The organism is Arthrobacter sp. GQ119 (genome assembly GCF_059759125.1).
The window spans coordinates 21,681-45,362 of record NZ_JCAXEA010000010.1 but is presented as its reverse complement, the minus strand read 5'-3'; the positions used below and the strand labels follow the sequence as shown (position 1 = coordinate 45,362).

Sequence of the window (23,682 nt, the reverse complement as noted above, 5' to 3'; positions counted from 1 at the left end):
TTTCCGGCCCATCTCCTGCGGCAACCCCCGATCCCACGTCCTCAGTGTCGGTCCCGCCCCCTGCCCCGACCACGCAGGCGAAGCCGAGTACCCCTCCGGGCGTCGGCATAACGTTGCTGGGCAACGACGTGTCCTGGCCGCAATGCAATAAGGCGCTCCCTGAAATTCCCGCCTTCGCCATCGTCGGCGTCAACAACGGCCTGGCCAACACCACCAATCCCTGCCTGCACGAGCAACTGGAGTGGGCTGAGGCCGCCCCGGGCGGGACTGCCCAGCCCACGGTCGCCCTATACGTCAACACCGCCAACCCCGGCCACGCCGGATCCTGGTGGCCGAACAGCAACGACTACGGTGGCAAGGATGTGGCCAACCCCTACGGCACATGCACTGGAGCGGAAGACGCCGCCTGCGCCTACATGTACGGCTATGCCAAGGCGTTCGACGACGCCTATCTCCGTACGGTCCCGGACCCGGAGGACTACCTGTGGTGGCTCGACGTGGAGACCGAAAACACGTGGTCCGGCGACAAGAACGCCAACAGGGCAGACCTCGAAGGCATGACGGACTTCTTCCACAGCATCGGCGCGGACGTGGGCATCTACTCCACCAGCCTGCAGTGGTGGCAGATCGTCGGCGCAGTCAGTGAAGACAGCAGCCTCTACAGCCTGCCCAGTTGGCTCGCCGGTGCCCAGACGGTGAATGGAGCCAAGAACAACTGCGCCCTTCCTCCCCTGACCTCCGGCGGACAAGTCACACTCACGCAGTTCGTCTCGAAGGGCTTCGACTACAACTATTCCTGCATCTAGGAACGCCACAAAACGGCGAGGAGCGGCAAGAGAAGCGCTACTGCCCCTCCAGCCACACCATGTTCCACGTGCCGGCCCATACCGCGGCCACCACGGCGCCGGCCGCGATTGCCATTCCCCCGAGCAGCACCCAGATGTCCAGGCGGCTGTAGGTTGATTCGCGGGCCCAGGTCCTGTCAGCACCGCCGAAGCCGCGCGCTTCCATGGTGACGGCGAGACGGGTCGCGCGGCGGATGGCCTGAACCAGCAGACCGAAACTTTGCCCCAGGGTGGCGTGTAGCCGCTGCCACGGGGTGCCGCGGGATCCCACGCCGCGGGCCCGCCGGGCCATGCCGATGGTCTGCCATTCCTCCGCCATGAGTCCCACGAGCCGCATGGCTGCCAGCGTTCCCAGGACGAAGCGGTGCGGCAGGCGGGCCTTCTGCGCCAGGGCATCGGCGAGGTCGGTGGGGTCGGTGCAGCTCATGAGCAGTACCGCCGGCAGCGCAATCGCCAAGCCGCGGAGCAGGAAACCCAGCCCCAGCTCGAGGGAGCCTTCGCTCATGGACCAGATGCCGACGTCGAGCAGTATCCTTCCGCTGTCCGGCGCGAGGATGGAAGTGCTCCAGCCGCCGACTGCGGCCGCGAGGATCAGCGGCCAGCCGCGTTGCCAGAGCAGCGTGAAGGTCAGCCCGGCCAGCGGGAACAACAGCAGTTCGCAGGCCAGCGCAACGGAGGCCGACATCCAGTCGATGGACAGCGCGAGCACCAGGGTGATGAGGAAAACGGCCACGAGTTTGGCCAGCGGGTTGGCTCGGGTCAGCAGGGCGCGGTTCCCGGCGATCATCAGGGCGGCCCTCATGATGTGGCCGCCTTCGGTGTCCCGACGCCGGGCACCCGGAGTTCCGGTGCGCCCAGTTTGAGCTCGGTGCCGCCCAGCACCTGGGTGAATTCCTGGTCGTGCGTCACGGAGACCACGGCCGTTCCAGCGTCGAGCAGTTCGGAGAGGAAGGAGGCGAGTTCCGCCCAGGTGTTGGCATCCTGCCCGAACGTCGGCTCGTCGAGGACCAGGACCTGCGGATGGGCCGCCAGGACGGTGGCCACCGAGAGCCGCCGCTTCTCCCCGCCCGAGAGCGTGTACGGGTTGGCGTCCACAAGGCCCGTGAGGCGCAGCCTTTCGAGGAGTTCGTCCACCCGTTCTTCCCCGTGGCCCATGTGCCGCGGGCCAAACTGCAGCTCGTCCAAGACCCTGCCGGTGACGAACTGGTGCTCGGGTTCCTGGAAGACCGTGCCGATCCTGGCGATCAGCTGCTCGGCCCGCCATTTGTAGGGATCGATCCCTGTTCCCCGGCTCAGCTCCACGGTGGCCGACACCTTGCCCTCGACGGGAGGGATCAGGCCGGCGAGCGTCAGCGCGAATGTGGATTTACCGGCGCCGTTGGCCCCCGTAATGGTCAAGGCCTCACCGGCGCGAACCTGCGCTGTGATGTCCCGCTGGATTGGCAGCGGCGGAACAGACTTGAAGCCGCGTCTCCGCGGCCGCTCACGGGAGACACCGACGCCTTCGGCCGCAAGGAGCAGTTGACCGGGCACCAGCTCCGGCTGGACCTTGCCGCCTGGAAAGCTATGCAACCGGCGCCGGGTGGGCGGAACGTACCCCGGCACCCAGACCCCGGCGGCGATCAGCATCTCGCGCGCCTGTACCAGGACCTGGTCGGGGGCGCCGTCGATGAGCACGGCGGGCTGCGTGGCGGATCCCGGCTGCAGCACGATGATCCGGTCCACGAGGTCTTTCCACACCGCGACCCTGTGCTCCACCACCACCAGCGTCGCGCCGGTCTTGTCGAGGCAGCGGCCCACGGCGTCGCGGACTTCCAGGACGCCGGCCGGATCCAGGTTGGCGGTGGGCTCGTCCAGCAGGATGAGCCCGGGGCGCATCGCCAGGATGCCCGCCAGCGCGAGGCGCTGCTTCTGTCCCCCGGACAGGGCCGACGTCGGGTGGTCCAGCGGAAGGTGCGCGAGCCCGACGTCGTCCAGCGCCTCGTGCACGCGGCTCCAGATGGCGTCGCGGGGCACCGAGAGGTTTTCGGCGCCGAAGGCGACATCGTCACCGAGGCGGGAGAGGACCACCTGCGTTTCGGGGTCCTGCTGCACGAGCCCGGCGCGGCCGCGCTGGGCGCGCGGCGGTTCGCCGTCGATCAGGAGGCTGCCGCTTTCGTCCGCGTCGTCGCTGCCGGCGGAACCGCCGTCGTCCGCTGTGCTGCTTCCCGCCGTGCTGTCACCGAGCACGCCGGCGAGGGCGTGGAGCAGCGTGGACTTGCCGGCGCCCGAGGGCCCCAGGAGCAGCACCCGCTCCCCCGGACGGATGTCCAGGTCCAGTGCGTTGACGGCAGGTTTCGTGCGGCCGGCGTGGCGCCAGCCCCAGCCGCGGGCGGTGACCGCGGCGGGGCGGACGCCCCCGTGATGATGGGCGGGCATCAGCTGAAGACGGGCTCCGTGGCTGCCTTGCGGGACGCGAACGAGCTCAGCACGCCGGTCTTGGCCAGGCCGCGGGTAGCGACCCAGGACAGCGCACCGGCGATGATGGCACCCGAGATGGCGGTGAAGATGACGTAGGCCAGCTTGTCCCCGGCCGCGTAGGCGATGTTCCAGCCCCACGGAGCGAAGGAATCGTTCAGGCCGCAGAACAGCCCCGCACCCGCGCCGGCCAGCAGCGAAACGGGCAGGTTGAACTTCTTGTACCGGAACGCTGCGAACACGAGTTCCGCACCGAGGCCCTGCAGGAGGCCGGAAATCAGCACCGTGGTGCCGTACTGGGATCCCATGATCAGTTCACCGGTGGCGGCCACGGCTTCGCAGAACAGTGCCGCGCCGGGCTTGCGGATGATGAGCATGCCGAGCACCGCCGGGATCATCCAGCCGCCGGCGTAGAAGCCGGTGAGCGGCGGGTAGACCGCGTTGATGGGAGCGGAGATGAGGTTGGCGCCCTGGGACCAGGCCCAGAAAATCACGCCGCCGGCGACGGCGATCAGTGCCGCCACGACGATGTCGGCCACGCGCCAGTTGTAACCGGCCTTCTTGGTTGCTGCAGTTGTCATGATGGTCCTCCTGAGGATCAGGAGGGGAAAGCGCTCCCCGGCTGCGGGCGGTGGGGTTGCCTGCTGCCGGACACTCTGAGAACTCGACTCCCTTGCGCCGGTACTAGCCGGATCAGGTTCGAGGGTCTGCGGCTGTCCGCACTCTCAGCGCCCTTCCGCGGTTCCCTGGCAATGCCAGTGAGGTCCGACGGCGGCGCTCCCCTGTCGTAATAAATCTGCCCTTATGGGCTGATCCAGTTTACACCGGGACAGCCCCCGCAGCCCGGGGCTGCAGTCACATTCCGGGAAGTACGACGGCGGCCGCCAGCGGCCGGGAGGTGAGCCGTTCCCGTACCGGAGTACATTGGGGCCATGACGCATGAGGATTCCGGCAACAGCGCCGTGCCCGCCTTCGACCCTGACTCTCCGGATGAGCAGCCGGCAGGCGCCCTGGAGGCCCTGATTGAGCGGATTGAGGGGGAAATAGCCGAGCTGCAGTTGCCCAGGTTCAGCAAGGATGACGCGCTGACGCTGGGACTCCAGCTGGTGGAAATGGGGAAGCAAAACAATCTCCCAATAGCCATCGACATCACCAAGGGGGACCAGGTCCTCTTCCACGTGGCGCTCGAGGGCGCCACACCGGACAACGAGGGCTGGGTGCGGGCGAAGCAGCGGACCGCGGCACGCTACGAGGAGCCGTCTTTGCTGGTGGGCCTGCGCGGCCGGCTTGGCGGGGGCCGGATCGAGGACAATGCGTGGTTCGACCAGTCAACGTACGCTGCCCACGGCGGGGCCTTCCCCGTGTACGTGCGCGGGGTGGGAGCCGTAGCAGTCGTCACGGTTTCCGGGCTGCCACAGATGGAGGACCACGATCTCGTGGTCCAGGCGCTGCGGGAAATCCACGGCTCCATACGGCTAGGCTAGGGAAAGACCAGTATTCATGACGCAGGGAGTCCCGGAATGAGTTTCTTCATCAAGTTGCTTGGCACTGGCATCAGCCTGCTGGCAGGGTACGCCGGCACCAAGGCCGTGGATACCATCTGGGAAAAGGCCACCGGGCGGAAGCCTCCCAAGGGCGACAAGGACGACGTCCCCACCACACTGCGAACGGCCCTGACGTTCGCCCTCATTTCCGCGTCCGTGAGCGCGGTAATCCAGGTGCTGGCAAACCGCGGCACGCAGCGCGCCATCACCCGCTTCGCCAAGACCCAGGACATCGTCTAGCCCACACTGCGCTTGCTTCGCCAATTCTTCCCCAGTCTTGCCCGAACACTGCATCCAATCGCTGCAAACCTTGATCGTGGCCGCGCATCGTTGACTCAACGGCAACGAAAACCTCGACTGCGAAAGTGATGATGATCAAAGTGGCGACGAAGGCAGAAAAAGCGAACTACCGCTACAGCGACTTCTACTGCTTCATGTCGCTTGCTGACTTCACCACCTACATCTCACGTGATGATGGCGACGGAGATGGTTGCTTTTCGATCAGCGGCAGCAGCGAGCTTGCTCTCTAGCGAAGCTGCCTTGGCCGCCGGCCTTGGTCCGTCAGCTGTTCCTCCGCTGAACCAGGTCCAGCGGAGGGTACGCCGGAAGCGGCAATAGGGAGTAGCCTGACCGCAAGGCGGGAAGCGGTGCAGCTCCCGTGCGCTGCATCCTCCTGCCGTGCCTTCATCGGCTACCGGGAGCAGGAATGATGGACGTTCCTCCACTGATATGGGTGCTGACCGCCGCGGGCATCGTTGCGCTGCTGGCCTTTGACTTCTTTGTCCACGTCCGCCGGGCACACATTCCCACCCTGCAGGAAGCGGTCATCTGGTCATCCGTGTATGTGGGGATCGCGCTGTGCTTCGGGTTCGGAATTTTCGTCTTCGGAGGGGCCTCCCCCGGGGCAGAATATTTCGCAGGCTACCTGACCGAGAAAGCTTTGTCGGTGGACAACCTGTTTGTCTTCCTGGTGATCATGAGCAGCTTTGGGGTGCCGCGCGAAGACCAGCAAAAAGTGCTGCTGTTCGGCATAGCGTTCGCCTTGGCCGCACGCACTGTCTTCATTCTTCTGGGGGCGGCGCTGATTAACACCTTCGCCTGGGTCTTTTACCTCTTCGCACTGATCCTGCTGATTACCGCAGGCAACATGCTGAGACCCGACCGCCCGGAGGAAAAGTCCGCGGACAACATCATGATCCGGATGACCCAACGGCTGTTTCACACCGTGGACTACTACGACCGCGACAAGCTGCTCACGCTGCAGGACGGCAAACGGACGCTGACACCGATGCTGCTCGTGATGGTGGCCATCGCCGGCACCGACATTCTCTTCGCGCTGGACTCGATCCCGGCCATTTTTGGCCTGACCGAGGACGTCTTCATCGTGTTCACGGCAAACGCGTTCGCGCTCCTGGGCCTTCGCCAGCTGTACTTCCTGATCGACGGGCTCCTGAACCGCCTCATTTTCCTTTCCTACGGCCTGGCGCTGATCCTGGGGTTCATTGGCGTGAAACTTTTGCTCCATGCCCTCCACGAAAACAACGTGCCGTTCATCAATGACGGCGATCCGGTGCCGGTAGTCGAGTTCGATACGGCGCTCTCGCTCACAGTGATCATTGCCGTGCTGGGCGTCACAGTTCTCGCATCGCTGCTCAGTCCCCGGGGAAAGGCTCGAGCGGTCGTGTCCGCCGCCCGCCGCGATGTCATCAACTACCTCGACCCCGGTTACACCAATGATCTCGGGGAACGGAGGCGGATCTTCGCGAAGCTGGTCGCGGAAGAACAACAGATACGCAGGTTCGGCCCCAAACACCGGCGGCAGGTAAAGGACGAGAAGGAACTGATGGACCTGATAGCCCGGGCCCACCGACAACATGATGGGAAGGAGGGCCGCTCCGACGGTTCCGACGGTTCCGACGAGGGCGGCGGTTGAGCCCTGGGTCCTTGCTACCTTGCGATCATGACGTTGCAATGTGCGTGCGTCAGAACGGTGGCCAGGGTTCCGGGATGGCCTTCACGCCTGGGCGCCCCCAACACCAGCAGTTCCGCATCAGTCCCCGCATCGACCAGCACAGCGGCCACGGAGTGCCCGGAGAGAAGTTCCTCCGACACAGCCAGGCCGGGATCGAGCCCCTGCACGTGGAGCATGGCATTGCGCAGAACGTCCCTGCCGTGAAACTGCGAGGGGGCATGGCGTCCCCAGGCCGGCATTGGTGGATCCACGTGGACGATCCGCAGCTTCGTCTGCAAGGTCTGTGCCACACTGACTGCCTGCTCAAGGACCTTGCTGCTCCTCAGATGCCCGTCCACGCAGGCGATCACCGGTTTTCCTTCCGCACGCTCGGCGCGGACCACCATCACAGGGCCGGGACACGTGCCGGCCAAGCCGACGGACACGGAGCCCACGAGCTTTCCAAGGAAGCCGCCCAGCCCGCGGCTACCGACCACCAGCAGGCCCGCAGCCGGGGATTCCTGGCGCAGGACATCCGTGGGCAGGCCTGCAACCATCCGTGGTTCTATGTGCAGATCGGGCGAGATGCCGCGGGCCAGTTCCACGCCCTCGGAAAGAATCGCCTCGGCTGCGTGCCGTAACCCGCTATCGGCAACTCCCTTCACCGGCCCCACGTCGTGAGTGAACATGGGCCAAATCCACGCGTGCACTATCCGCAGGATGGCCTGTGATGCCATCGCGTACTCCGCGGCCCAGCGCAGGGCCAGCTTGGACTGGTCCGACCCGTCATAGCCAACTGCCACTGTCTTGCCCATTGTTACCGGCCCCCTGACTACCCACGCCAGCTCACCCGGACCCACGGAATGCCTCGGTCCCAATCGCTGGTCCTACTGAATTTAACGCCCCGTTGCCCCCGGATCTTCCCGGCGTGAGGGCGGCGGCGGGTCCCCGGGGAGGTTATCGGATCGCATGGTCGGGGTGTTCCTGATCGTACAGTTCCCGTGATTGCCCAATGGAATCCTTGTGCTCCAGTGACCAGTCCGCGAGCTGTTTGAGCAGATGGGTAAGACTGCTTCCGCGCTGAGTGAGTTCATAGGTCACCTGCGCGGGAACCGTGGGGTAGACGGTCCGGGAGACCAGGCCATCGCGTTCGAGCCGCCTGACGGTGAGGGTCAGCATGCGCTGGGAGATTCCGTCGATCGCGCGCTGGAGTTCCCTGAAACGCCTCGCACCTGAGGCCAGCTCCACAATGACAAGCACCGACCATTTGTCGCCGATCCGGTCCAGTACGTCGCGGATCCCGCAGTCCGGATGATCAGCATCACCACACGGTTCAAGCAGTGCGGTTACTTCCGTGTGACTATCTGACACGAGAGTGCCTCCTTGTGCGACTTCATCCGGTTACCGACGATGAGTCTAGTTACCGAAAAGTACCAGCGAAAAGAGCGCATGCATGATTCTCGTTACCGGGGCCTCCGGCCACCTCGCCACAGCAGTCCTCGAACACCTCACAATATCCGGCGCGCCGGCTGTGGGGGGCACCCGCGACCCTGCCGCCAACGGCCAGCTCCGCAAGGTGGACTTCGACGATCCCCGAACGCTCGACTTCGCCGGCGTGCACACGCTGGTCCTCATCTCGGCCGGGACCGCCGAGGACGACGTCGTCATCAACCGGCACCAGAACGCCATCACGGCCGCGGAACGCGACGGAGTACGGCACATCGTGTACACCAGTCTCGCCGAGGAGGGCGATCACCTCGGATTTGCCTTGGCCCACCGCTGGACCGAACGCCGTCTCAGGAACGGAGAGCTTCCGTGGACTGTGATGAGGAACGGCTTGTACGCCGAACTGATCGGTCAACTCCTGACCACGCGAGATGGAGTGATTAGAGCTCCGTTTGGCCGCGGCGGCGTAGCGGCGGTCGCTCGGCAGGACCTGGCAGAAGCGGCCTCGATCGTCGCCAAAACCCCGGGCCACACAGCGGCCAGAGCTACAACCTCGTGGGGGAACGGGTGGTGACCGGCCAGAACGTCGCGGACCGGCTGGGGTGGGCGTACCAGCCGGGCACATTGGAGGATCTTAGGGACGCCCTCAACACGGCGGGGCTGTTGCCGTTCCAGCCCCCAATGCTGTTGTCCATCCACACCGCTGCAGCTCACGGATTCCTCGCCGGAACCGCCACCGACCTCATCCATCTTCTCGGAAGGGAACCGGTGGATCCACTGGCTGTTGCAGCAGCATCGGCAGGAGCCGTATGCATCTGATACGAAATCGAGAAGGTGCCCGTTGATGGCGTGCCCCCAGGGGGTGCCGCCCAACTGTCAGCGCGGGATGGCAGGCCCGACCGTTCCTGCCGCCCCGTCCACTGTCACGGTGTCGCCGGTGCGGAGGCGGGCGGTGGCGTCCGGGACACCGACCACGGCAGGAATGCCGTACTCGCGGGCCACGACTGCCCCGTGCGAGATCACTCCGCCCATCTCCATGACCAGGGCGCCGGCTGTCAGGAAGAGCGGGGTCCAGCCCGGATCCGTGGAGGGCGCCACCAGGATTTCCCCGGGTTCCAGATGCGCGCCGACGGGGTCCAGGATGACTCGCACTTTGCCGGTGGCGGTGCCGGCGGAGGCGGGCGTGCCTGCCAGGATTCCCTCTGCCGGGGGCCCCGCCGTAGGCGCGAAGGCAGCCTCGACGTCTGTCCCGTCGGAAAGCAGTAACCGGGGAATGTGCCGGCGGCGCAGTTCCAGATCGTAGTGCCGCCGGCGGCTGTCCACGATGCCGGACAGACCGGCACCCCGCAGCCCCACACGAAGTTCGTCGAAGGTGAGGAAGAAAACGTCCTCGGGGCCCGCAATTCGCCCCGCCCCGGCAAGGTCCTTGCCCACCTCGGCGAGTTGCCGGTGCATCTCACCCAGGACCACCACGATGTTGAACTTCGGCAGCTCCCGCAGGCCAGCCAGCTGTCTGGTCCGGTGCAGGCAGAAACCCACCAGCCGGCTCCGCACCTTCCCCTTCGCCTGTGCTTTTTCGACCATGCCGCGGATTGCGGACTCCGCCTGTTCGGCGGCGCGGGCGAACTGCCGGTCCGGGGCCTGCTCCGGATCCTCCACCCGAAGGTAGTTGGCGATCACGCCCAGAATGTGGTCCGGGCGCTCAGACCACCGCGGCATGCCAAGGTCGATTTCCGCCACCGCCCGGTGACCGTACTTTTCCAGGAACCCGCCAACACCGGTTTGTGCCGGCGGGGGAAGGGTGCCCCCACCGTAATCCCGGGCCAGTTCCTCCGGGCTCTTTCCGAGGAAGGCCGTCCGGGAACCGGGATCCCGGCCGAGCGACGCGGCCAGGTGCCACAGTTCCAGGTCCATTTCGGTGGTCACATTGTGCGGCAGCCCGCGAAGAACCGATTCCAGCTCCCTGGGCTCCACGATGCCGCGAAGCAGCCGGCGGGCGGCGCCCAGCAGCAGGTAGCCGACGGCGGGGGCGGGCAGGGTTGCGCCGATCAGCTCCTCGACAGTCCCGCGCATGATGCCTTCGACATGATCGAGCCGCTTTTCGCTCGTCAGTGCGCCTTGGTTTCTTGCCAGGTCGGCCCGGAGCCGTCTGCCGTAGGCATGCGCCCGGCGCAACTCGGCGTCGGGCCGCACCACGGCCCGGACCATCGAGGGCAGCATCTTGGCCATTGTGGCCAGGTTCTGCACGTCGCGGGCATTTCGCTTCCGTTGGTCCTTTGGCGGGGAGTTGCGGTTTCCCTTAGGCTTCTCCTTCCGGACAGCGGACAACTTCACGGCGAAGCGGGGATCCTCCATCAGGGCCGCGAGCAGGGAAGCGGATCTCCCATCCGCCAGGGGAAGCATCTTGAGCAAGGAGCGCCTGCCGCCGTTGCTGTGGAAGGCCGGGGTCAGGTCCACGTAGAGCCGCCGGCCGGGGGTGGCGTACTGCTGCCACGGCCCCCTGTCGCCCCGCATCAGGTTCAGCGCGGTGAGCCCCATGGGCGTGATGGGCCGGGTCAGGCCCTGCAGGAGACTGGCGCACAGGTAGACGCGGGTGTCCTCTTCGGCCGGCGCTTCCGTATCCGCGAAGTCCTCAGATCCAAGGTCAAATCCGGTGGAGGAAAGGCCTACCGGCAGCGGCACGGGCCGCGGATACAGCGTGGTGATGGGGCGTGACTGGGTCAGCCAGGCCGTCCCGCCGCGATCAATGACCCACTCGACGTCCTGGGGCGCCCCCAGGACGCGCTGGGCGGCCGCGCCGAGCGCCGTGAGTTCGCGGAGCTGCTGGGCGTTCAGAACCGGCCGGTGCGCACCGCCGTCGTGCCGGATGCCGTCCGGGTGGGTACTGTCCACCAGCCGGCCGGTGGCCGTTTGGATCACGAAATGAGCGGGATTGACCGCACCGGAGACCACGTCCTGTCCGGCTCCATGGTGGCCGTCTATCACCGTCTCGCCGCGGGTTCCGGTCACAGGATTGGCGGTGAACAGGACGCCCGCCGTCGCGGCCTCCACAAAATGCTGAACGACGACGGCGAGCCTCACCTCGCGGTGGCTGATCCCGTTAGCTGCCCGGTACACCACAGCCCGGTCGGTCCAGAGCGAGGCCCAACAGCGGCGGATCGCTTCCAGTACCCCGTCGGCCCCGGTGACGCCCACGAAGGTGTCATACTGTCCGGCGAAGCTGGTGAACGGCAGGTCCTCGGCTGTGGCGGAGGACCGCACGGCAACTGCCGGTTCGCCGCTCGTCCCCTGCTTCCGCCCCGCCATGCCCATAGCGGCGTAAGCGGTGCGCACGGCGGCATCCACCTCCGGCGGCACCGGCGCTGCGTTCACGAGTTCCCTGGCCTCCCCGGCAAGCCTGTACAGATGCTCGGCATCCCCGGGGCCGAGGTCGGCAAGACCGGCAGCGAGGACCTCCAGTTCCGCGGGCACAGCAGAGCGGTACGCGGAGGTGGTCAGGCAGAATCCGGAGGGCACCGGAAGCCCGGCAGCAGCCATCCTGCCGAGATTCAGTGCCTTCCCGCCCACGAGAGCGGGCGCCTGCAACCCGAGATCGGGCAACGCCACCACGAGCCTGTCCTGGGAATTGTGGGGTGCGGAATTGTGGGGTGCGGAATCCTGGCTTGGGTGGCCCATTGTGTGCTCCTATGAAGTGTCCGCCAGCTCACCGATGCCGTGCTGCCGGTTCACCATCTCGGTGATCCAGATGGGCGCGAACGGAGAGGTGCAGCCTGGGGGTGTCGGGTAATCCTTGAGGACCTCCAGGCGCTCACCGATGTCCATGGCGCGGGCACGATGCCTGGCGTGCCCAATCCCGATCTGCGCCAGGCAGTGGTTCATCGCCCACTGCAGGCGATCCGGGGCGTCTGTCATCTCCGCCTCGATGATGTCGAGCAGCCCTGGGAGGTCGAGCCCCTCTGGCTTTTTCGCCACGCGTTCGGTGGTCAGCGCCCATCCGGCACTGGCGACCACCGGATCCGGATCGGCGAACCAGGCCAGGCGCAGCTCTTCGGAGTGCGGGGTCTTCTTCACCACGTAGTTCACGAGCCAGTCCTGCACCTTGGGTGTGCCCGTCTGGCGCAACATGGCGTCCAGCTCACCGCGCTCGAACGCCTTGGGACGGCAGATGAGAATGGCCAACAGTCGCGCCGCGGCGTCGCCGGTCTCCCACAGCTCGCGTGCAAGCTCCTGCTGGATCTTCAGCCGCTTGGCCAACGCGCGCAGCTTGCTGAGGTTCACGCCGTGGTCGTCGCTGTGCCTGGCGTTCACCTCGCGGATCCTCGGGTCCTCGAGCCCGGCCAGTTCGGTCATCACCTCAAGAACCGTCGCCCCGGTCACCGTGGTCTGGGCCACCTCAGCCTCCTGTCCGTCGCATGTGGGACCAGCCTACGACGCCGAGCCGGGCTGCGGTCGCATAAATGTGGCGCGGCCTGCCCAACCCGGCCTGCACCCGGTCAGCGCAATCAGTCAGCGGCCGCCGTCGGAATCCTGTTCCCTGGCCGCCTCGGCGGCCTTCAGCACCACGGCCTCAAGTTCATCCGTGCTCAGCAGTTCCTTGTGGAGGTGCTTGGTTCGGTAGCCGGCCCGGCCCACCATGTGCGCGGACACCGGCACGGTAAGCAGCTGGAAGATCCAGGCCACCAGCAGTACCGGCCACACCCACCATGTGCGCAGCTGCAGTCCCACGGCGGCCAGCAGCAGGAACAGGCCAAGCACCTGCGGCTTGGTGGCGGCGTGCATGCGGCTCATCAGATCCGGGAACCGCAGCAGGCCAATCGCAGCGGCCAGGGACATGAACGCCCCCACGATCATGAAGACGGTGGACACCACATCGATGACGGTATTCACGGCGCTGGCATCAGGATTCATTGAGCTGCTCCCGCCGGTCGGCGACGAAGCGCGCCACGGTCACCGAACCGATAAACCCGATGACCGACACGGCAACGAGCAGCATCAGGTTGTTCAGGTGCCGGTTGACGGCCATGTCGACGCACAGCGCCGCACCCAGGATGGCAAGCAGCACGTCGGCCGCCAGCACCCGGTCCAGCAGGGACGGGCCACGGGCGATCCGCACGATCGCGCCCGCGGCGGCGAGCGACAGCACCACAGCGGTGACGGTAAGGACGAGTTCCATCACGTGCCGGCCTCCAGGTTCAGTGCTGCAAGTTCCTCTTTAGTTCCCATGACGCGGATCAGGCCCGCTTCCGTGTCCCGCACGCCCTTGCGGAGCTTCCGCACGTCCTCGGCGTTCCGGACATTCAGTCCGTGGATGTAGAGCGTGGAGGTTGACCTGTCCACTTCCACCACGAGCGATCCCGGGACCAGGGAGATCACGTGGCCTGTGGCGGTCACCATCAGGTCCGAGTGGCTCCGGAGCGGAACGGCGACGACGGCGTTGGTCACGTTGGGACCCTGCGCTACTGCAAGATAGAAGACCTGGAAGCTCGCGGCCACCACCCTGCCAAGGAACGCCACGGCGAACGGAATGGCGCGGAGAACGCTGAAGCGTCCGCTCAGCTCCACCGGCGGCAGGTAGAACAGCCGCGCCACCGCGACGGCGAGCAGGGCGCCAAACAGCAAATTGCCCGGGCTGAAATCCTGCCACAGGGCGCCCCAGACGATGACGAGCCATACAAGCAGCGGCAGTTCCTGCCGCAGGGAGACCCGCCGCCGGCTCATTTCCCACCGCCGCTCAGGGTGCTGCCGCTCAGGCTGTCGCCGTTGGGGGTGCTGCCGTTCAGGGTGCTGCCGCTGGGGGACGTGCCGCCGTTGAGCGCAAGGTTCGGCAGCGGCGCCTGCTGACCCAGCACCGCCTGGATATACGCCGACCTGTCCAGCATGGCGTCGGCGGACTGGCCGGCCACCTGGAACAGCGGGCCGGCGAAGATCGTGAGCGCCACGCCGAGCACCACCAGTCCCATGGTGGAGCCCACCATGGTGCGAGGCAGAAGGATCAGGCCGCGTTTTCCCGTCCGCAGGCCCGCAGGCGAATCCTTGGCGTCGGCAAGCAGCACGGGATCGGGATGTTCGGCGTCTTCGGGCTTCCGCCAGAACGCACGGTTCCATACTCGTGCGACGGCCAGCAGCGTCAGGAGGCTCGTCACGACACCGCCGATGACCAGAGTGTACGCCAGGGGTGTTCCAAGCTGGATGCCCGCCTGCATGAGGCCGAGCTTGCCAAGGAAACCGGAAAACGGCGGGATGCCTGCGAGGTTCATGGCGGGAACGAAGAACAGCAGTGCAAGAATCGGGGACAGCTTCGCGAGCCCGGCGAGGCGGTCAACCGACGAGCTTCCGCCGCGGCGCTCGATCAGCCCCGTCACGAGGAAGAGGCTGGTCTGGATGGTGATGTGGTGTGCCACGTAGAACACGGCGGCGGCGAGGCCGGCCACGGAGGACATGGCCAGCCCGAACACCATGTAACCGATGTGGCTGACGAGGGTGAACGACAGGAGACGCTTGATGTCGCTCTGGGCGATGGCGCCGAGGATCCCCACCACCATGGTCAGCAACGCGGCGATCATCAGTGGAGTGTTCAGGGTGTCGCCCGGGAACAACAGAGTTTCGGTCCGCACCATCGCATACACGCCCACCTTGGTCAGCAGGCCTGCGAACACGGCCGTTACGGGGGCCGGTGCCGTCGGGTAGGAGTCAGGCAGCCAGAACGACAGCGGGAACACGGCGGCCTTGATGCCGAAGGCCACCAGCAGCATGACGTGCAGGAGCGTCTTGGTTCCCTGGTCCAGCTCTGCGAGCTTGATGGCCAGGTCCGCCATGTTGATGGTGCCGGTGGCCCCGTAGATCATGGCAATGGCGATGAGGAACAGCACGGAGGACACCACCGAAACCACCACGTAGGTGACACCGGCACGTATGCGCGGGCCGGTTCCGCCCAGGGTCATCAGCACGTAGCTGGCCGTCAGCAGGATCTCGAATCCGACATAGAGATTGAACAGATCGCCCGACAGGAACGCGTTGGATACGCCGGCCACGAGGATCAGGTACGTGGGGTGGAAGATCGACAGGGGCGCGTCCTCGTCGCCGTCGGCCATGCCCTGGCCGGTGGCGTACACGAGGACGGCGAGGCTCACCGCGGACGACACCACCAGCATCAGGGACGAGAACTGATCTACCACCAGGACGATTCCCCACGGCGGCAGCCATCCGCCGATGTTCACCGCCTCGGTTCCCCCGTTCCAGACCGAGGCCAGCAGCAGGCACTCGAGCAGCAGGGTGAGCGCCAGCAGCGCGATGCTCACCACCCGCTGCGCACGCGAATGCCGGATCAGCACGAACGTCAGCGCCGCGCCCAGGATGGGAAGAACGACGGCGAGCGGGGCCAGGCTTGTCAGGCTCACTTTCCGTCTCCTTCCGGGTTGTTGTCGATGGTGGCGGAACCTGGTTTCTCTTCGTGCGCGGCGGCCTCCCCGGAGATGGCGCGGCCACCCGCCGGGATGGTTGCGGCATCCGGCATGGGTGAGTCCGACACTCCCCCGCCATCGGCGCCGAGCATGGTGAGCGGAAACTCCGACGTTTCCACCGGGATGACGGCGTCGTCCTCGGCATCGAAGCTGGGGGTCGCCGCCACGCGGCGGTCCTCGACGTCGTCCTGGATCTCATCCTGGCGCGCCAGCACCCAGGTCCGGTAAATGATGCCCAGCATAAAGGCGGTGACGGCGAAGGAGATCACGATGGACGTCAGGATCAGCGCCTGGGGCAGGGGGTCGTTGTAGGTGCCGGGTTCCGTGTCCTTGCTGAAGAACGGGGCCAGGCCGGCATACCCGCCGGTGGCAAGGATCAGCAGGTTGGTGGCGTTCGCCAGGAGCATCAGCCCCAGAAGAACGCGTGTGAGACTGCGCTCGAGAATGAGGTAGATGCCGCACGCATAGAGGGCCCCCATGACGGTCAGCAGGGTGAGGTTGACGCTCATGCCTCTCCCCTCCCCGTGTCCGCGGGGACGGGAGCGGACTCCCGCTCGGCGGCGGGGTGGACCGCTTCCGCCCGTTCGCGCCGGATGGCCGCGGGTTCTTCCTCGAAGTGTTCGTCGATCTCGGCCCCCAGGCTGCGCAGCACATCCAGCACCAGCCCGACCACCACGATGTACACGCCGGTGTCGAAGATGGTGGACGTGACAAATTTGATGTCCCCAAAGACCGGCAGCCACAACTCGATGATGGCGCTCTGGAACACCTGGCCGCCCAGCAGGAGCGGGGCGACACCGGATGCCGCGGCCGTCGCGAGTCCGAGGCCCAGCAGCGTTCCGGCACTGACGGGCGTGGCTTCACGAAGCTCGTAGCGGCCGCCGGCCAGATAGCGCAGCGTGAGGGCCATGCCGGCCATGAGCCCTCCCGCGAATCCGCCGCCGGGCAGGTTATGCCCGGCCAGCAGCAGGTAGAGCGAGAAAATGATCATCGAGTGGAACATGAGCCGCGTGACCACTTCGAAAATGATGGAACGCCGCTCCGGAGCCAGCGTCCGGCCAGCCACCAGCCAGGCGTCCCGCGTGGAGGCGGCGAACTTGCGGGTCAGCGCCAGGGCGGCGCCGTCACGCGAGAACTTGTCCACCCCGCGGCGCCGGCCCACGGTGCCCTCCTCCACAGTGGACGACGCACGGATGCCGTCGCCGCGGCCGCGGAGGAAAATCAGGCTGGCCACTCCTGTCGCTGCGAGGGCGAGCACCGAGATCTCACCGAACGTGTCCCAGGCGCGGATGTCCACGAGCGTGACGTTGACGATGTTCAGCCCGCCGCCGCCCTCGTACGCCAGCTTGGGAAATTCCAGGGAAACAGGGGTGGCCACCCGTGCGCCCATGGCGTGGATCGCCGCGAAGACCATGGTGGCTCCGAACGCCAGCCCGATGATCACGCGGACCACCCGGTACTTGCCGCCTGTGCGGTCCCGGAGTTCGGCCGGCAGGCTCCGCATGGCCAGCACGAACGCCACCAGGATGATGGTTTCCACCAGCATCTGGGTGAGGGCGAGATCCGGCGCTCCTTGCAGGGCGAACATCAGGGCAATGCCGTAGCCGGTCACCGACACCATGAGCACGGCCAGGAAGCGCTTGTTGGCGCGGACGGCCGCCAGCGCCCCGATCACGATGCCTGCGCCCGCGACGATCTGCAGCGGTGAATTCGGATCGATGAAATACAGCCCCTCCGGCAGCGGTTTCCGCGCGGAGACCAGTGCAGCCAGGGGAAGCACGAAGGCCGCGGTCAGGATGACGGCCAGGTAGAAGTACAGCGAACCGCGCTGCGTGCGGCCCGTCAGCCAGACGGCGACGTCATCGAGGGCGCCGATGGTCAGCCGATAGCCGCGGTCGGCGTCGATCCAGTCCGGGACCAGGCCCTGGGCGCGCCCCACCGCCCCGCGGGCGAAGAATATGGCCAGGCCGAGGATAAAGGTGAGGGCGGTCAGGCCGAGCGCGGGGGTCAGCCCGTGCCACAGCGCAAGGTGGCCGGCTGCACCTATCTCCGTGCCGGCGTCGGAGGCTGCTTCCGTGAACAGGGCGGCGTACGGCTGGATCCACCCGTCAACGGGCGCCGGCCACAGGCCGTAGACGATGGTGAGGACGCTCAGGACCGCCGGGGCCGCGAGGAAGGACGGCTTAATCGCTTTGAACGGGGTGCGGTCCACACCTGGCTTCACCGCGAAGGCGCCCCAGAAAAACCGGGCGCTGTAGGCGAAGGTCAGCACCGATCCGAGCACCACACCGGCCAGGACCACCGCGCCCCACGGCGCGTGGCCCGGCTCGCCCGCGAAATGGACGAATGCTTCAAGCACCGACTCCTTGGCCACGAAGCCGCCGAGCAGCGGGACCCCGGCCATGGAAGCGGCACCGATGCCGGCCACGATTGCCAGTGCGCGGGAGGACTGGAAGACGCCCGACAGCTTGCCGATATCGCGGGTGCCGGCCTGGTGGTCGATGATGCCCACCACGAGGAAGAGTGTTGCCTTGAACAGGCCGTGGGCCAGCAGCATGGCGAGGCCCGCGAGCGCAGCATCAGGCCTGCCCAGGCCCACCACCATGGTGAGGAAGCCGAGCTGGCTGACCGTGCCGTAGGCCAGAATGAGCTTGATGTCGGTCTGCCGCAGGGCCCGGTAGCCACCGACCAGCATGGTGGCGAGGCCCAGACCCAGAACCAGCGGCAGCCAGTAATCCGTCTCCGTGAATCCCGGTGCCAGGCGCGCCACGATATACACGCCGGCCTTCACCATTGCCGCCGCATGCAGGTACGCACTCACGGGGGTGGGTGCCGCCATGGCGCCGGGCAGCCAGAAGTGGAACGGGACCAGGGCGGATTTGGTCACCGCACCGATGAGAATCAGGACGACGGCGGCGCCCACGGCTCCCGCTGCCTGCCCGGCGACCAGGTCCGGTGCCTGCTGCAGGATGGCCGAGATGCGGTACGTTTCGGCGGCGGAGCCGAGCATGATCAGGCCAACGAGCATCGCCAGTCCGCCGGCCGTGGTGACCATGAGCGCCTGCAGGGCCGAGCGCCGTGCCGCAAGGCGGGTGCGGGCATAGCCGATGAGGAGGTAGGACAGGACTGTGGTGAGTTCCCAGAAGATGAACAGCAGCAGCAGGTCATCCGCCGTGACCAGGCCGAACATCGCACCGGCGAAGGCGAGAAGCTGGGCGCCGAAGCCGCCCAGGTACTGGTCCTTGTCCTTGAAGTAACGGGCGCAATACAGCAGCACCAGGGCGCCCACACCGAGCACCAGCAGGGACATGACCCACGCAAGGGCGTCCAGGCGGAAGGCGAATTCGATACCAAGGTCGGGGATCCAGGGGGTGACCTCGCTGGCGTGGCCTCCGCTGCCGTGTGGGCCCGCCGTCGCATAGACGGCGCCGTGCTGCAGCAGCAGCCAGACGAAAGAACCCGCGGGCACCGCCGCCAGTGCGTAAAAGGAACTCCGGCCGAATTTCCTGAAAATGAGGGGCGCCACAGCAGCAACCGCAAAGTGCACGGCAAGGACTGTGATCACTGTTATCTCCGCAAAGTCAGGAATTCGATTATCAAAGTTGGAGCAGGCGGTCAATCGTCGGGTTCGGCCCGGACAGTTTATCAAGGGGGCACTGACACTTTTTCCCTCCGGGACGCCAATGGCGTAAGATTCCGCGGTTCTCCGGGGGCACATCCGTTCCATGTTCGCCATGGGCGGATAGCATCGGCGTTATGAACTCCGCCGCCGCTCCCGAGGCAATGCAGCCGTCGTCCGACCTTGAAGCCGGCACCACGGTCCCCAACAAGGGCCGCGTGCTCGCATGGGCGGCGTGGGACTGGGGGTCGGCGGCGTTCAACGCCGTCATGACCACGTTCGTTTTCACTGTCTATCTGACGTCTCGAGCGTTCGGCAGCGAAGACCAGGCCTCGGCCGTGCTCGGCGGGGCGCTGGCCATCGCGGGGGCGGCGATTGCGCTGCTGGCGCCGGTCACCGGCCAGCGCTCCGACACCGGCGGACGGCGGAAGCTGTGGCTGGGAGTCAACACGGCGCTCGTCGCGGTGCTGACCGCGCTGTGCTTTTTCGTGTTCCCCCGCCCTGAGTTCCTGCTGCTTGGGGTTTCGCTGATTGCGCTGGCCAACATCTTCTTCGAGTTCGCCGGTGTCAATTACAACGCCATGCTGGCGCAGATTTCCACGCCCGGGAACATCGGCAAGGTCAGCGGTTTCGGCTGGGGAATGGGATACCTCGGCGGAATCGTGGCGTTGCTGATCGTTCTCCAGCTCTTCGTCCAGCCCCGCTTCGAGTGGTTCGGCGCCTCCACGCAGGACAGCCTCAACATCCGGCTCGTGGCTGTGTTCTCCGCCCTGTGGTTCTTCATCTTCGCGCTGCCGGTGATGTTCGCTGTGCCTGAGCTGCCCCGGCCCAAGCGGGCTGCTGAACGCGGAACCACGAACAGCATCGTTGCGTCCTACGGGCTGCTGGTGCGCCGGATCAAGGCGATCTACCGGACCAGCCCGCACACCATCTTCTTCCTGCTGGCCAGCGCCATCTTCCGCGACGGGCTCGCCGCGGTGTTCACGTTCGGCGGGATCATCGCGGCCGGCACCTTCGGCTTCGAACTGTCGGAGGTGATCTTCTTTGCCATCTTCAGCAACATCGTGGCGGCCGTGGGGGCGATCATCGGCGGATTCCTGGACGACAGGGTGGGCCCCAAGGCCGTGATCCTCGGGTCCCTGGTGGGGCTGCTGGTCGCCGGGACCGTGATCCTGGTGCTGGGCAACGGCAATTACGTCTTCTTCGGCACGGCCTGGGCAGGGAGCGCCACGTTCTGGGTGTTCGGGCTGTTCCTCTGTCTGTTCGTGGGGCCGGCCCAGGCGTCCTCCCGCGCGTACCTGGCCCGGCTGGCTCCGCAGGGCGAGTCCGGCGAGCTCTTCGGCCTGTACGCAACCACCGGCCGGGCCGTCAGCTTCCTGGCCCCCACGCTGTTTACGCTCTGCATCGCCGTGGCCACGCCCCTCGTGGCGGAAGGGGAAGCACAACGCTGGGGCATTTTGGGCATCATGGTGGTGCTCCTTGCAGGGCTGCTGGTCCTCCTGCCCGTCAAACCGCCGAGCGAAGCCAGGATCGCCGTCGTCCCGACCACGTAGCGCGAAGGGACGCACTAAAGCACCCGTTTCGCCGCGCCGACGACGCCCAAACTGGCCGCTGGCGGATTAGGCTGATGGTATGAACGTGGAAGAGACGGACCTCCCCGGCCTCGGCAGGCGCAAGGACTTCATGACGGCCTCCGGGCGGCGGATCGGAGTGGTGGAGCTGCGCGAGGGTCAGACGGAACTGTTCGTCTCCACGTGGGACGATCCCGACACCTGCCAGGCCTCCATTCCACTGACCGGCGATGAAGCCGCCACCCTCGGCAACCTGCTCGGCGGCCAGCATCTGGCCATGAAGCTGACGGAGGCGCACAAAGAGGTGCCGGGGATCGTCACGAGGCAGTTCTCGATCACTGCGGACTCGCCGTTCCAAAACCAGCCCATGGGCAAGGCGTGCATCCGCACCCGGTGCGGCGTCTCGATTGTGGCGATCATGCGTGAAGGTGAGGTGGTCCCCTCGCCGGGGCCCGACGTCGTCCTTCACTCTGGCGATCTGCTGGTCGCAGTCGGCACACAGGAAGGCCTTGATACAGCGGCCGATATTCTGCGCAACGGCTGACCGCGATGGACGAGCTGGCACTGACCCTCATCGAACTGGGGGCCGTCGTGTTCTGCTTAGGCCTGCTGGCCCGGCTCGCCGGGCGAATCGGCATGTCGCCCATCCCGTTGTACCTGGTGGGAGGACTGTTCTTCGGCGCCGGCGGCATGATGAAGCTCGAAGGCATCCAAAGTTTCGCTCATCTCTCCGGCGAGATCGGTGTGATCCTGCTGCTCTTGATGCTCGGGCTGGAATATTCCGCATCGGAGCTGGTCCATGGCATGCGCCGCTCCTGGCAAGGCGGCGTGTTGGACCTTGTCCTGAATTTCCTGCCCGGCGCGGCTCTCGCCGTGATACTGGGATGGGGCCCCGTGGGAGCCATGGTGATGGGCGGGGTCACCTATATCTCCTCCTCCGGCATTGCGGCCAAGGTCATCACCGACCTTGGCCGCATCGGCAACAGGGAAACGCCGGTGGTTCTCTCCATCCTGGTGTTCGAGGATCTGGCGATGGCCGTGTACCTGCCCATCCTTACGGCGACACTCGCAGGGATCAGCTTCCTCGAAGGCATGCTGACCGTTGGCATTTCGCTGGCCGCCGTCACAATCGTCCTGGCGGTGGCGCTGCGGCACGGCCATCGCGTCTCCCAGGCGGTGCACAGCGAAAATTCCGAGGTCTTCCTGCTCAACCTGCTCGGTGCAGCACTCCTCGTCGCAGGTTTGGCGTCGGCGCTGCAGGTGTCGGCCGCGGTTGGTGCCTTCTTGCTCGGCATTGCCATTTCCGGGGCCACGGCAGACAGCGCAACCCGGATCCTTGAGCCCTTGCGTGACCTGTTCGCCGCCATCTTCTTCGTCGCCTTCGGCCTGAACACTGACCCGACGTCCATCCCTCCGGTGCTGGGCTGGGCGCTCGTCCTGGCCGTGGTCACCGCCGCCACGAAGATCATCACCGGGGTGTGGGCGGGTTGGCGGGCAGGCATTGCTCGGCGCGGCCGCTTCCGCGCAGGAGCTGCCCTCATTGCCCGCGGCGAATTCTCGATCGTCATCGCCGGGCTGGCCGTGGCCTCAGGAGCAGTCTCCACCGAACTGGCCGCGCTCGCTACGGCCTATGTCCTGATCATGGCGATCCTGGGCCCGCTCGCTGCCCGCTACGTGGAACCTGTGCTCGCGAAATTTTCCCGCCCGGCAACCCCCGAAGCAGTGCGGGCCTGACAGACCCCGCTAAATGTCCGTGCGGTGAAAGTTCAAGTGGCTGCGGCTCGCGGTGGGTCCGCGCTGGCCCTGGTAGCGGTTGCCGTACTCGCCGGATCCGTAGGGGTATTCCGCGGCAGATGTCAGCCGGAAGAAGCAGAGCTGGCCGATCTTCATGCCCGGCCAAAGCTTGATGGGCAGCGTGGCCATGTTGGACAGCTCCAGCGTCACGTGGCCGGAAAAACCGGGGTCGATGAAGCCCGCGGTGGAGTGCGTCAGCAGGCCGAGCCTGCCCAGGGAGGACTTGCCTTCAAGACGGGCCGCGATATCGTCCGGGAGGCTGACAGTCTCGTAAGTGGAGCCCAAGACGAACTCTCCCGGGTGCAGGATGAACGGCTCGCCCTCCTCCACTTCCACGAGGCGGGTCAGTTCGGGCTGTTCCTCGGCGGGGTCGATATGCGCGTACTTGTGGTTGTCGAACAACCGGAAAAAACGGTCGATCCGGACATCAACCGAGGAGGGCTGCACCATCGCGGAGTCGTACGGGTCCAGGACGATCCGCTCGGAATCAATTTCGGCACGAATGTCGCGGTCAGAGATCAGCACACCTCCCAAAATAGCATCAACCCGCGTCGGTGGGCGGACTGGCCCGCCAACTGCGCTAAGCTAGTTTTGCCCCGGCGCAATCCGGTGCACGCGGCTGTAGCTCAATGGTAGAGCGCTAGCTTCCCAAGCTCGATACGCGGGTTCGATTCCCGTCAGCCGCTCCATTCGCTAGGGTACGCCCGCCCCTGTCTTCGCCCCCGCCGCAAGACCGCATTAGGTCACTACCTGTATGGTCAGAAGTCAGGAACCTCTTCGGTTCCGCTACAGGAGCAAACATGGCTGACAAGTCCCCCCGTCAAGCAGCATCCAAGAAATCCGGCAAATCCATCAAGGAAAAGCGCGCTGATAAGAGGGCCGCCGCTGCGCCGCCCAGCTCGCTGGACAAGGCCACCGCGAAGCCGACGCCGGCAAAAAAGAAGTAACGCGTTCACCGACCGTATCCCCCGGGTTAACGCCGAGTTCATCGACCC

At 66.2% G+C, this 23,682-nt stretch carries 25 protein-coding genes, 1 tRNA gene and 1 riboswitch; of the genes, 12 read left to right on the top strand and 14 right to left on the bottom strand.

What is annotated here, in order from left to right; genetic code table 11:
* Positions 1-44 precede the first annotated feature (44 nt).
* Entirely contained in the window at positions 45-806 is a 762-nt protein-coding gene (locus tag AC6CH3_RS10905) for a glycoside hydrolase family 25 domain-containing protein (RefSeq protein WP_498132556.1), read from the top strand.
* A 37-nt stretch (positions 807-843) separates the two neighbouring features.
* Here the strand turns inward: AC6CH3_RS10905 and AC6CH3_RS10900 are convergent, their stop codons facing one another.
* The 3 genes from AC6CH3_RS10900 to AC6CH3_RS10890 are packed head-to-tail and all read right to left on the bottom strand — an operon-like array spanning position 844 to position 3,883.
* Positions 844-1,647: an energy-coupling factor transporter transmembrane component T family protein gene (locus AC6CH3_RS10900; protein WP_498132454.1), complete on the bottom strand. Its 804-nt coding sequence runs from the start codon at positions 1,645-1,647 to the stop codon at positions 844-846.
* On the bottom strand, positions 1,644-3,263 hold the full coding sequence (locus tag AC6CH3_RS10895; RefSeq protein ID WP_498132453.1) for an ABC transporter ATP-binding protein: 1,620 nt from the start codon (positions 3,261-3,263) through the stop codon (positions 1,644-1,646). Before AC6CH3_RS10895 ends, AC6CH3_RS10900 begins: the two co-directional genes overlap by 4 nt.
* Positions 3,263-3,883, bottom strand: coding sequence for an ECF transporter S component (locus AC6CH3_RS10890; RefSeq protein WP_498132452.1), 621 nt, complete (start codon positions 3,881-3,883; stop codon positions 3,263-3,265). The genes AC6CH3_RS10895 and AC6CH3_RS10890 overlap by 1 nt, the downstream gene beginning before the upstream one ends.
* A gap of 71 nt (positions 3,884-3,954) precedes the next feature.
* Positions 3,955-4,096: riboswitch (TPP riboswitch) on the bottom strand.
* Between the two features lie 138 nt (positions 4,097-4,234).
* Here AC6CH3_RS10890 and AC6CH3_RS10885 point away from each other — a divergent pair.
* The 4 genes from AC6CH3_RS10885 to AC6CH3_RS10870 all read left to right on the top strand — a co-directional run bounded on the left by AC6CH3_RS10885 (position 4,235) and on the right by AC6CH3_RS10870 (position 6,779).
* Complete coding sequence (locus AC6CH3_RS10885; RefSeq protein WP_498132451.1) at positions 4,235-4,786, top strand: heme-degrading domain-containing protein; 552 nt, start codon at positions 4,235-4,237, stop codon at positions 4,784-4,786.
* Between the two features lie 36 nt (positions 4,787-4,822).
* Positions 4,823-5,086 carry a DUF4235 domain-containing protein gene (locus tag AC6CH3_RS10880; protein ID WP_498132450.1) on the top strand — a complete coding sequence of 88 codons (264 nt, stop codon included), beginning with the start codon at positions 4,823-4,825 and terminating at the stop codon, positions 5,084-5,086.
* A 125-nt stretch (positions 5,087-5,211) separates the two neighbouring features.
* A complete protein-coding gene (locus AC6CH3_RS10875) occupies positions 5,212-5,376 on the top strand; it encodes a hypothetical protein (protein ID WP_400580173.1) in 165 nt (54 codons plus the stop codon).
* A 179-nt stretch (positions 5,377-5,555) separates the two neighbouring features.
* A complete protein-coding gene (locus AC6CH3_RS10870) occupies positions 5,556-6,779 on the top strand; it encodes a TerC family protein (RefSeq protein ID WP_498132449.1) in 1,224 nt (407 codons plus the stop codon).
* Positions 6,780-6,793: 14 nt separating this feature from the next.
* On the opposite strand, the gene AC6CH3_RS10865 is transcribed toward AC6CH3_RS10870, so the two are convergent.
* Positions 6,794-7,612: a universal stress protein gene (locus AC6CH3_RS10865; protein WP_498132448.1), complete on the bottom strand. Its 819-nt coding sequence runs from the start codon at positions 7,610-7,612 to the stop codon at positions 6,794-6,796.
* 142 nt (positions 7,613-7,754) lie between these two features.
* Positions 7,755-8,168, bottom strand: a complete 414-nt coding sequence (locus tag AC6CH3_RS10860) for a winged helix-turn-helix transcriptional regulator (RefSeq protein WP_498132447.1) — start codon at positions 8,166-8,168, stop codon at positions 7,755-7,757.
* 82 nt (positions 8,169-8,250) lie between these two features.
* On the opposite strand from AC6CH3_RS10860, the gene AC6CH3_RS10855 reads away from it, so the two are divergent.
* Complete coding sequence (locus AC6CH3_RS10855) at positions 8,251-8,817, top strand: NAD(P)H-binding protein (RefSeq protein ID WP_498132446.1); 567 nt, start codon at positions 8,251-8,253, stop codon at positions 8,815-8,817.
* Positions 8,814-9,062: a hypothetical protein gene (locus tag AC6CH3_RS10850; protein ID WP_498132445.1), complete on the top strand. Its 249-nt coding sequence runs from the start codon at positions 8,814-8,816 to the stop codon at positions 9,060-9,062. The genes AC6CH3_RS10855 and AC6CH3_RS10850 overlap by 4 nt, the downstream gene beginning before the upstream one ends.
* A 57-nt stretch (positions 9,063-9,119) precedes the next feature.
* On the opposite strand, the gene AC6CH3_RS10845 is transcribed toward AC6CH3_RS10850, so the two are convergent.
* The 8 genes from AC6CH3_RS10845 to AC6CH3_RS10810 form a co-directional block, all read right to left on the bottom strand.
* On the bottom strand, positions 9,120-11,918 hold the full coding sequence (locus tag AC6CH3_RS10845) for a PEP/pyruvate-binding domain-containing protein (RefSeq protein WP_498132444.1): 2,799 nt from the start codon (positions 11,916-11,918) through the stop codon (positions 9,120-9,122).
* 9 nt (positions 11,919-11,927) lie between these two features.
* Positions 11,928-12,593 carry a DNA alkylation repair protein gene (locus AC6CH3_RS10840; protein ID WP_498132555.1) on the bottom strand — a complete coding sequence of 222 codons (666 nt, stop codon included), beginning with the start codon at positions 12,591-12,593 and terminating at the stop codon, positions 11,928-11,930.
* Positions 12,594-12,749: 156 nt separating this feature from the next.
* Positions 12,750-13,151, bottom strand: a complete 402-nt coding sequence (mnhG, locus tag AC6CH3_RS10835) for a monovalent cation/H(+) antiporter subunit G (RefSeq protein ID WP_498132443.1) — start codon at positions 13,149-13,151, stop codon at positions 12,750-12,752.
* Entirely contained in the window at positions 13,141-13,419 is a 279-nt protein-coding gene (locus AC6CH3_RS10830) for an MrpF/PhaF family protein (protein ID WP_498132442.1), read from the bottom strand. Before AC6CH3_RS10830 ends, mnhG begins: the two co-directional genes overlap by 11 nt.
* A complete protein-coding gene (locus tag AC6CH3_RS10825) occupies positions 13,416-13,961 on the bottom strand; it encodes a Na+/H+ antiporter subunit E (RefSeq protein ID WP_498132441.1) in 546 nt (181 codons plus the stop codon). Before AC6CH3_RS10825 ends, AC6CH3_RS10830 begins: the two co-directional genes overlap by 4 nt.
* Positions 13,958-15,640 (bottom strand): Na+/H+ antiporter subunit D, encoded by a 1,683-nt coding sequence (locus AC6CH3_RS10820; RefSeq protein WP_498132440.1) that lies wholly within the window; start codon positions 15,638-15,640, stop codon positions 13,958-13,960. Before AC6CH3_RS10820 ends, AC6CH3_RS10825 begins: the two co-directional genes overlap by 4 nt.
* Positions 15,637-16,212 (bottom strand): Na(+)/H(+) antiporter subunit C, encoded by a 576-nt coding sequence (locus AC6CH3_RS10815; protein WP_498132439.1) that lies wholly within the window; start codon positions 16,210-16,212, stop codon positions 15,637-15,639. Before AC6CH3_RS10815 ends, AC6CH3_RS10820 begins: the two co-directional genes overlap by 4 nt.
* On the bottom strand, positions 16,209-19,268 hold the full coding sequence (locus tag AC6CH3_RS10810) for a Na+/H+ antiporter subunit A (protein WP_498132438.1): 3,060 nt from the start codon (positions 19,266-19,268) through the stop codon (positions 16,209-16,211). The genes AC6CH3_RS10815 and AC6CH3_RS10810 overlap by 4 nt, the downstream gene beginning before the upstream one ends.
* 191 nt (positions 19,269-19,459) lie before the next feature.
* Here AC6CH3_RS10810 and AC6CH3_RS10805 point away from each other — a divergent pair, with 191 nt between their 5' ends.
* The 3 genes from AC6CH3_RS10805 to AC6CH3_RS10795 all read left to right on the top strand — a co-directional run bounded on the left by AC6CH3_RS10805 (position 19,460) and on the right by AC6CH3_RS10795 (position 22,627).
* Positions 19,460-20,875 (top strand): MFS transporter, encoded by a 1,416-nt coding sequence (locus AC6CH3_RS10805; RefSeq protein ID WP_498132437.1) that lies wholly within the window; start codon positions 19,460-19,462, stop codon positions 20,873-20,875.
* 79 nt (positions 20,876-20,954) lie between these two features.
* Positions 20,955-21,437, top strand: a complete 483-nt coding sequence (locus tag AC6CH3_RS10800; protein WP_494035752.1) for a cation:proton antiporter regulatory subunit — start codon at positions 20,955-20,957, stop codon at positions 21,435-21,437.
* Positions 21,438-21,442: 5 nt separating this feature from the next.
* Positions 21,443-22,627 (top strand): cation:proton antiporter, encoded by a 1,185-nt coding sequence (locus AC6CH3_RS10795; RefSeq protein ID WP_498132436.1) that lies wholly within the window; start codon positions 21,443-21,445, stop codon positions 22,625-22,627.
* A gap of 9 nt (positions 22,628-22,636) precedes the next feature.
* On the opposite strand, the gene dcd is transcribed toward AC6CH3_RS10795, so the two are convergent.
* Entirely contained in the window at positions 22,637-23,212 is a 576-nt protein-coding gene (gene dcd / locus AC6CH3_RS10790) for a dCTP deaminase (RefSeq protein ID WP_205652723.1), read from the bottom strand.
* Positions 23,213-23,302: 90 nt separating this feature from the next.
* On the opposite strand from dcd, the gene AC6CH3_RS10785 reads away from it, so the two are divergent.
* Both AC6CH3_RS10785 and AC6CH3_RS10780 read left to right on the top strand, forming a co-directional pair.
* Positions 23,303-23,376: transfer RNA gene (locus AC6CH3_RS10785), tRNA-Gly, on the top strand.
* Between the two features lie 111 nt (positions 23,377-23,487).
* Complete coding sequence (locus tag AC6CH3_RS10780) at positions 23,488-23,634, top strand: hypothetical protein (RefSeq protein WP_494035750.1); 147 nt, start codon at positions 23,488-23,490, stop codon at positions 23,632-23,634.
* Positions 23,635-23,682: the final 48 nt, after the last annotated feature.

What these genes read in the sequence shown, in the direction of transcription:
- AC6CH3_RS10900 (WP_498132454.1), bottom strand. Translation starts at nt 1,647, where the DNA reads ATGAGGGCCGCCCTGATGATCGCCGGGAACCGCGCCCTGCTGACCCGA.
- AC6CH3_RS10890 (WP_498132452.1), bottom strand. Translation starts at nt 3,883, where the DNA reads ATGACAACTGCAGCAACCAAGAAGGCCGGTTACAACTGGCGCGTGGCC.
- AC6CH3_RS10815 (WP_498132439.1), bottom strand. Translation starts at nt 16,212, where the DNA reads ATGAGCGTCAACCTCACCCTGCTGACCGTCATGGGGGCCCTCTATGCG.
- AC6CH3_RS10865 (WP_498132448.1), bottom strand. Translation starts at nt 7,612, where the DNA reads ATGGGCAAGACAGTGGCAGTTGGCTATGACGGGTCGGACCAGTCCAAG.
- AC6CH3_RS10800 (WP_494035752.1), top strand. Translation starts at nt 20,955, where the DNA reads ATGAACGTGGAAGAGACGGACCTCCCCGGCCTCGGCAGGCGCAAGGAC.
- AC6CH3_RS10840 (WP_498132555.1), bottom strand. Translation starts at nt 12,593, where the DNA reads ATGACCGAACTGGCCGGGCTCGAGGACCCGAGGATCCGCGAGGTGAAC.
- AC6CH3_RS10795 (WP_498132436.1), top strand. Translation starts at nt 21,443, where the DNA reads ATGGACGAGCTGGCACTGACCCTCATCGAACTGGGGGCCGTCGTGTTC.
- AC6CH3_RS10895 (WP_498132453.1), bottom strand. Translation starts at nt 3,263, where the DNA reads ATGCCCGCCCATCATCACGGGGGCGTCCGCCCCGCCGCGGTCACCGCC.
- AC6CH3_RS10885 (WP_498132451.1), top strand. Translation starts at nt 4,235, where the DNA reads ATGACGCATGAGGATTCCGGCAACAGCGCCGTGCCCGCCTTCGACCCT.
- AC6CH3_RS10870 (WP_498132449.1), top strand. Translation starts at nt 5,556, where the DNA reads ATGGACGTTCCTCCACTGATATGGGTGCTGACCGCCGCGGGCATCGTT.
- mnhG (WP_498132443.1), bottom strand. Translation starts at nt 13,151, where the DNA reads ATGAATCCTGATGCCAGCGCCGTGAATACCGTCATCGATGTGGTGTCC.
- AC6CH3_RS10855 (WP_498132446.1), top strand. Translation starts at nt 8,251, where the DNA reads ATGATTCTCGTTACCGGGGCCTCCGGCCACCTCGCCACAGCAGTCCTC.
- AC6CH3_RS10845 (WP_498132444.1), bottom strand. Translation starts at nt 11,918, where the DNA reads ATGGGCCACCCAAGCCAGGATTCCGCACCCCACAATTCCGCACCCCAC.
- AC6CH3_RS10780 (WP_494035750.1), top strand. Translation starts at nt 23,488, where the DNA reads ATGGCTGACAAGTCCCCCCGTCAAGCAGCATCCAAGAAATCCGGCAAA.
- AC6CH3_RS10825 (WP_498132441.1), bottom strand. Translation starts at nt 13,961, where the DNA reads ATGAGCCGGCGGCGGGTCTCCCTGCGGCAGGAACTGCCGCTGCTTGTA.
- AC6CH3_RS10805 (WP_498132437.1), top strand. Translation starts at nt 19,460, where the DNA reads ATGAACTCCGCCGCCGCTCCCGAGGCAATGCAGCCGTCGTCCGACCTT.
- AC6CH3_RS10880 (WP_498132450.1), top strand. Translation starts at nt 4,823, where the DNA reads ATGAGTTTCTTCATCAAGTTGCTTGGCACTGGCATCAGCCTGCTGGCA.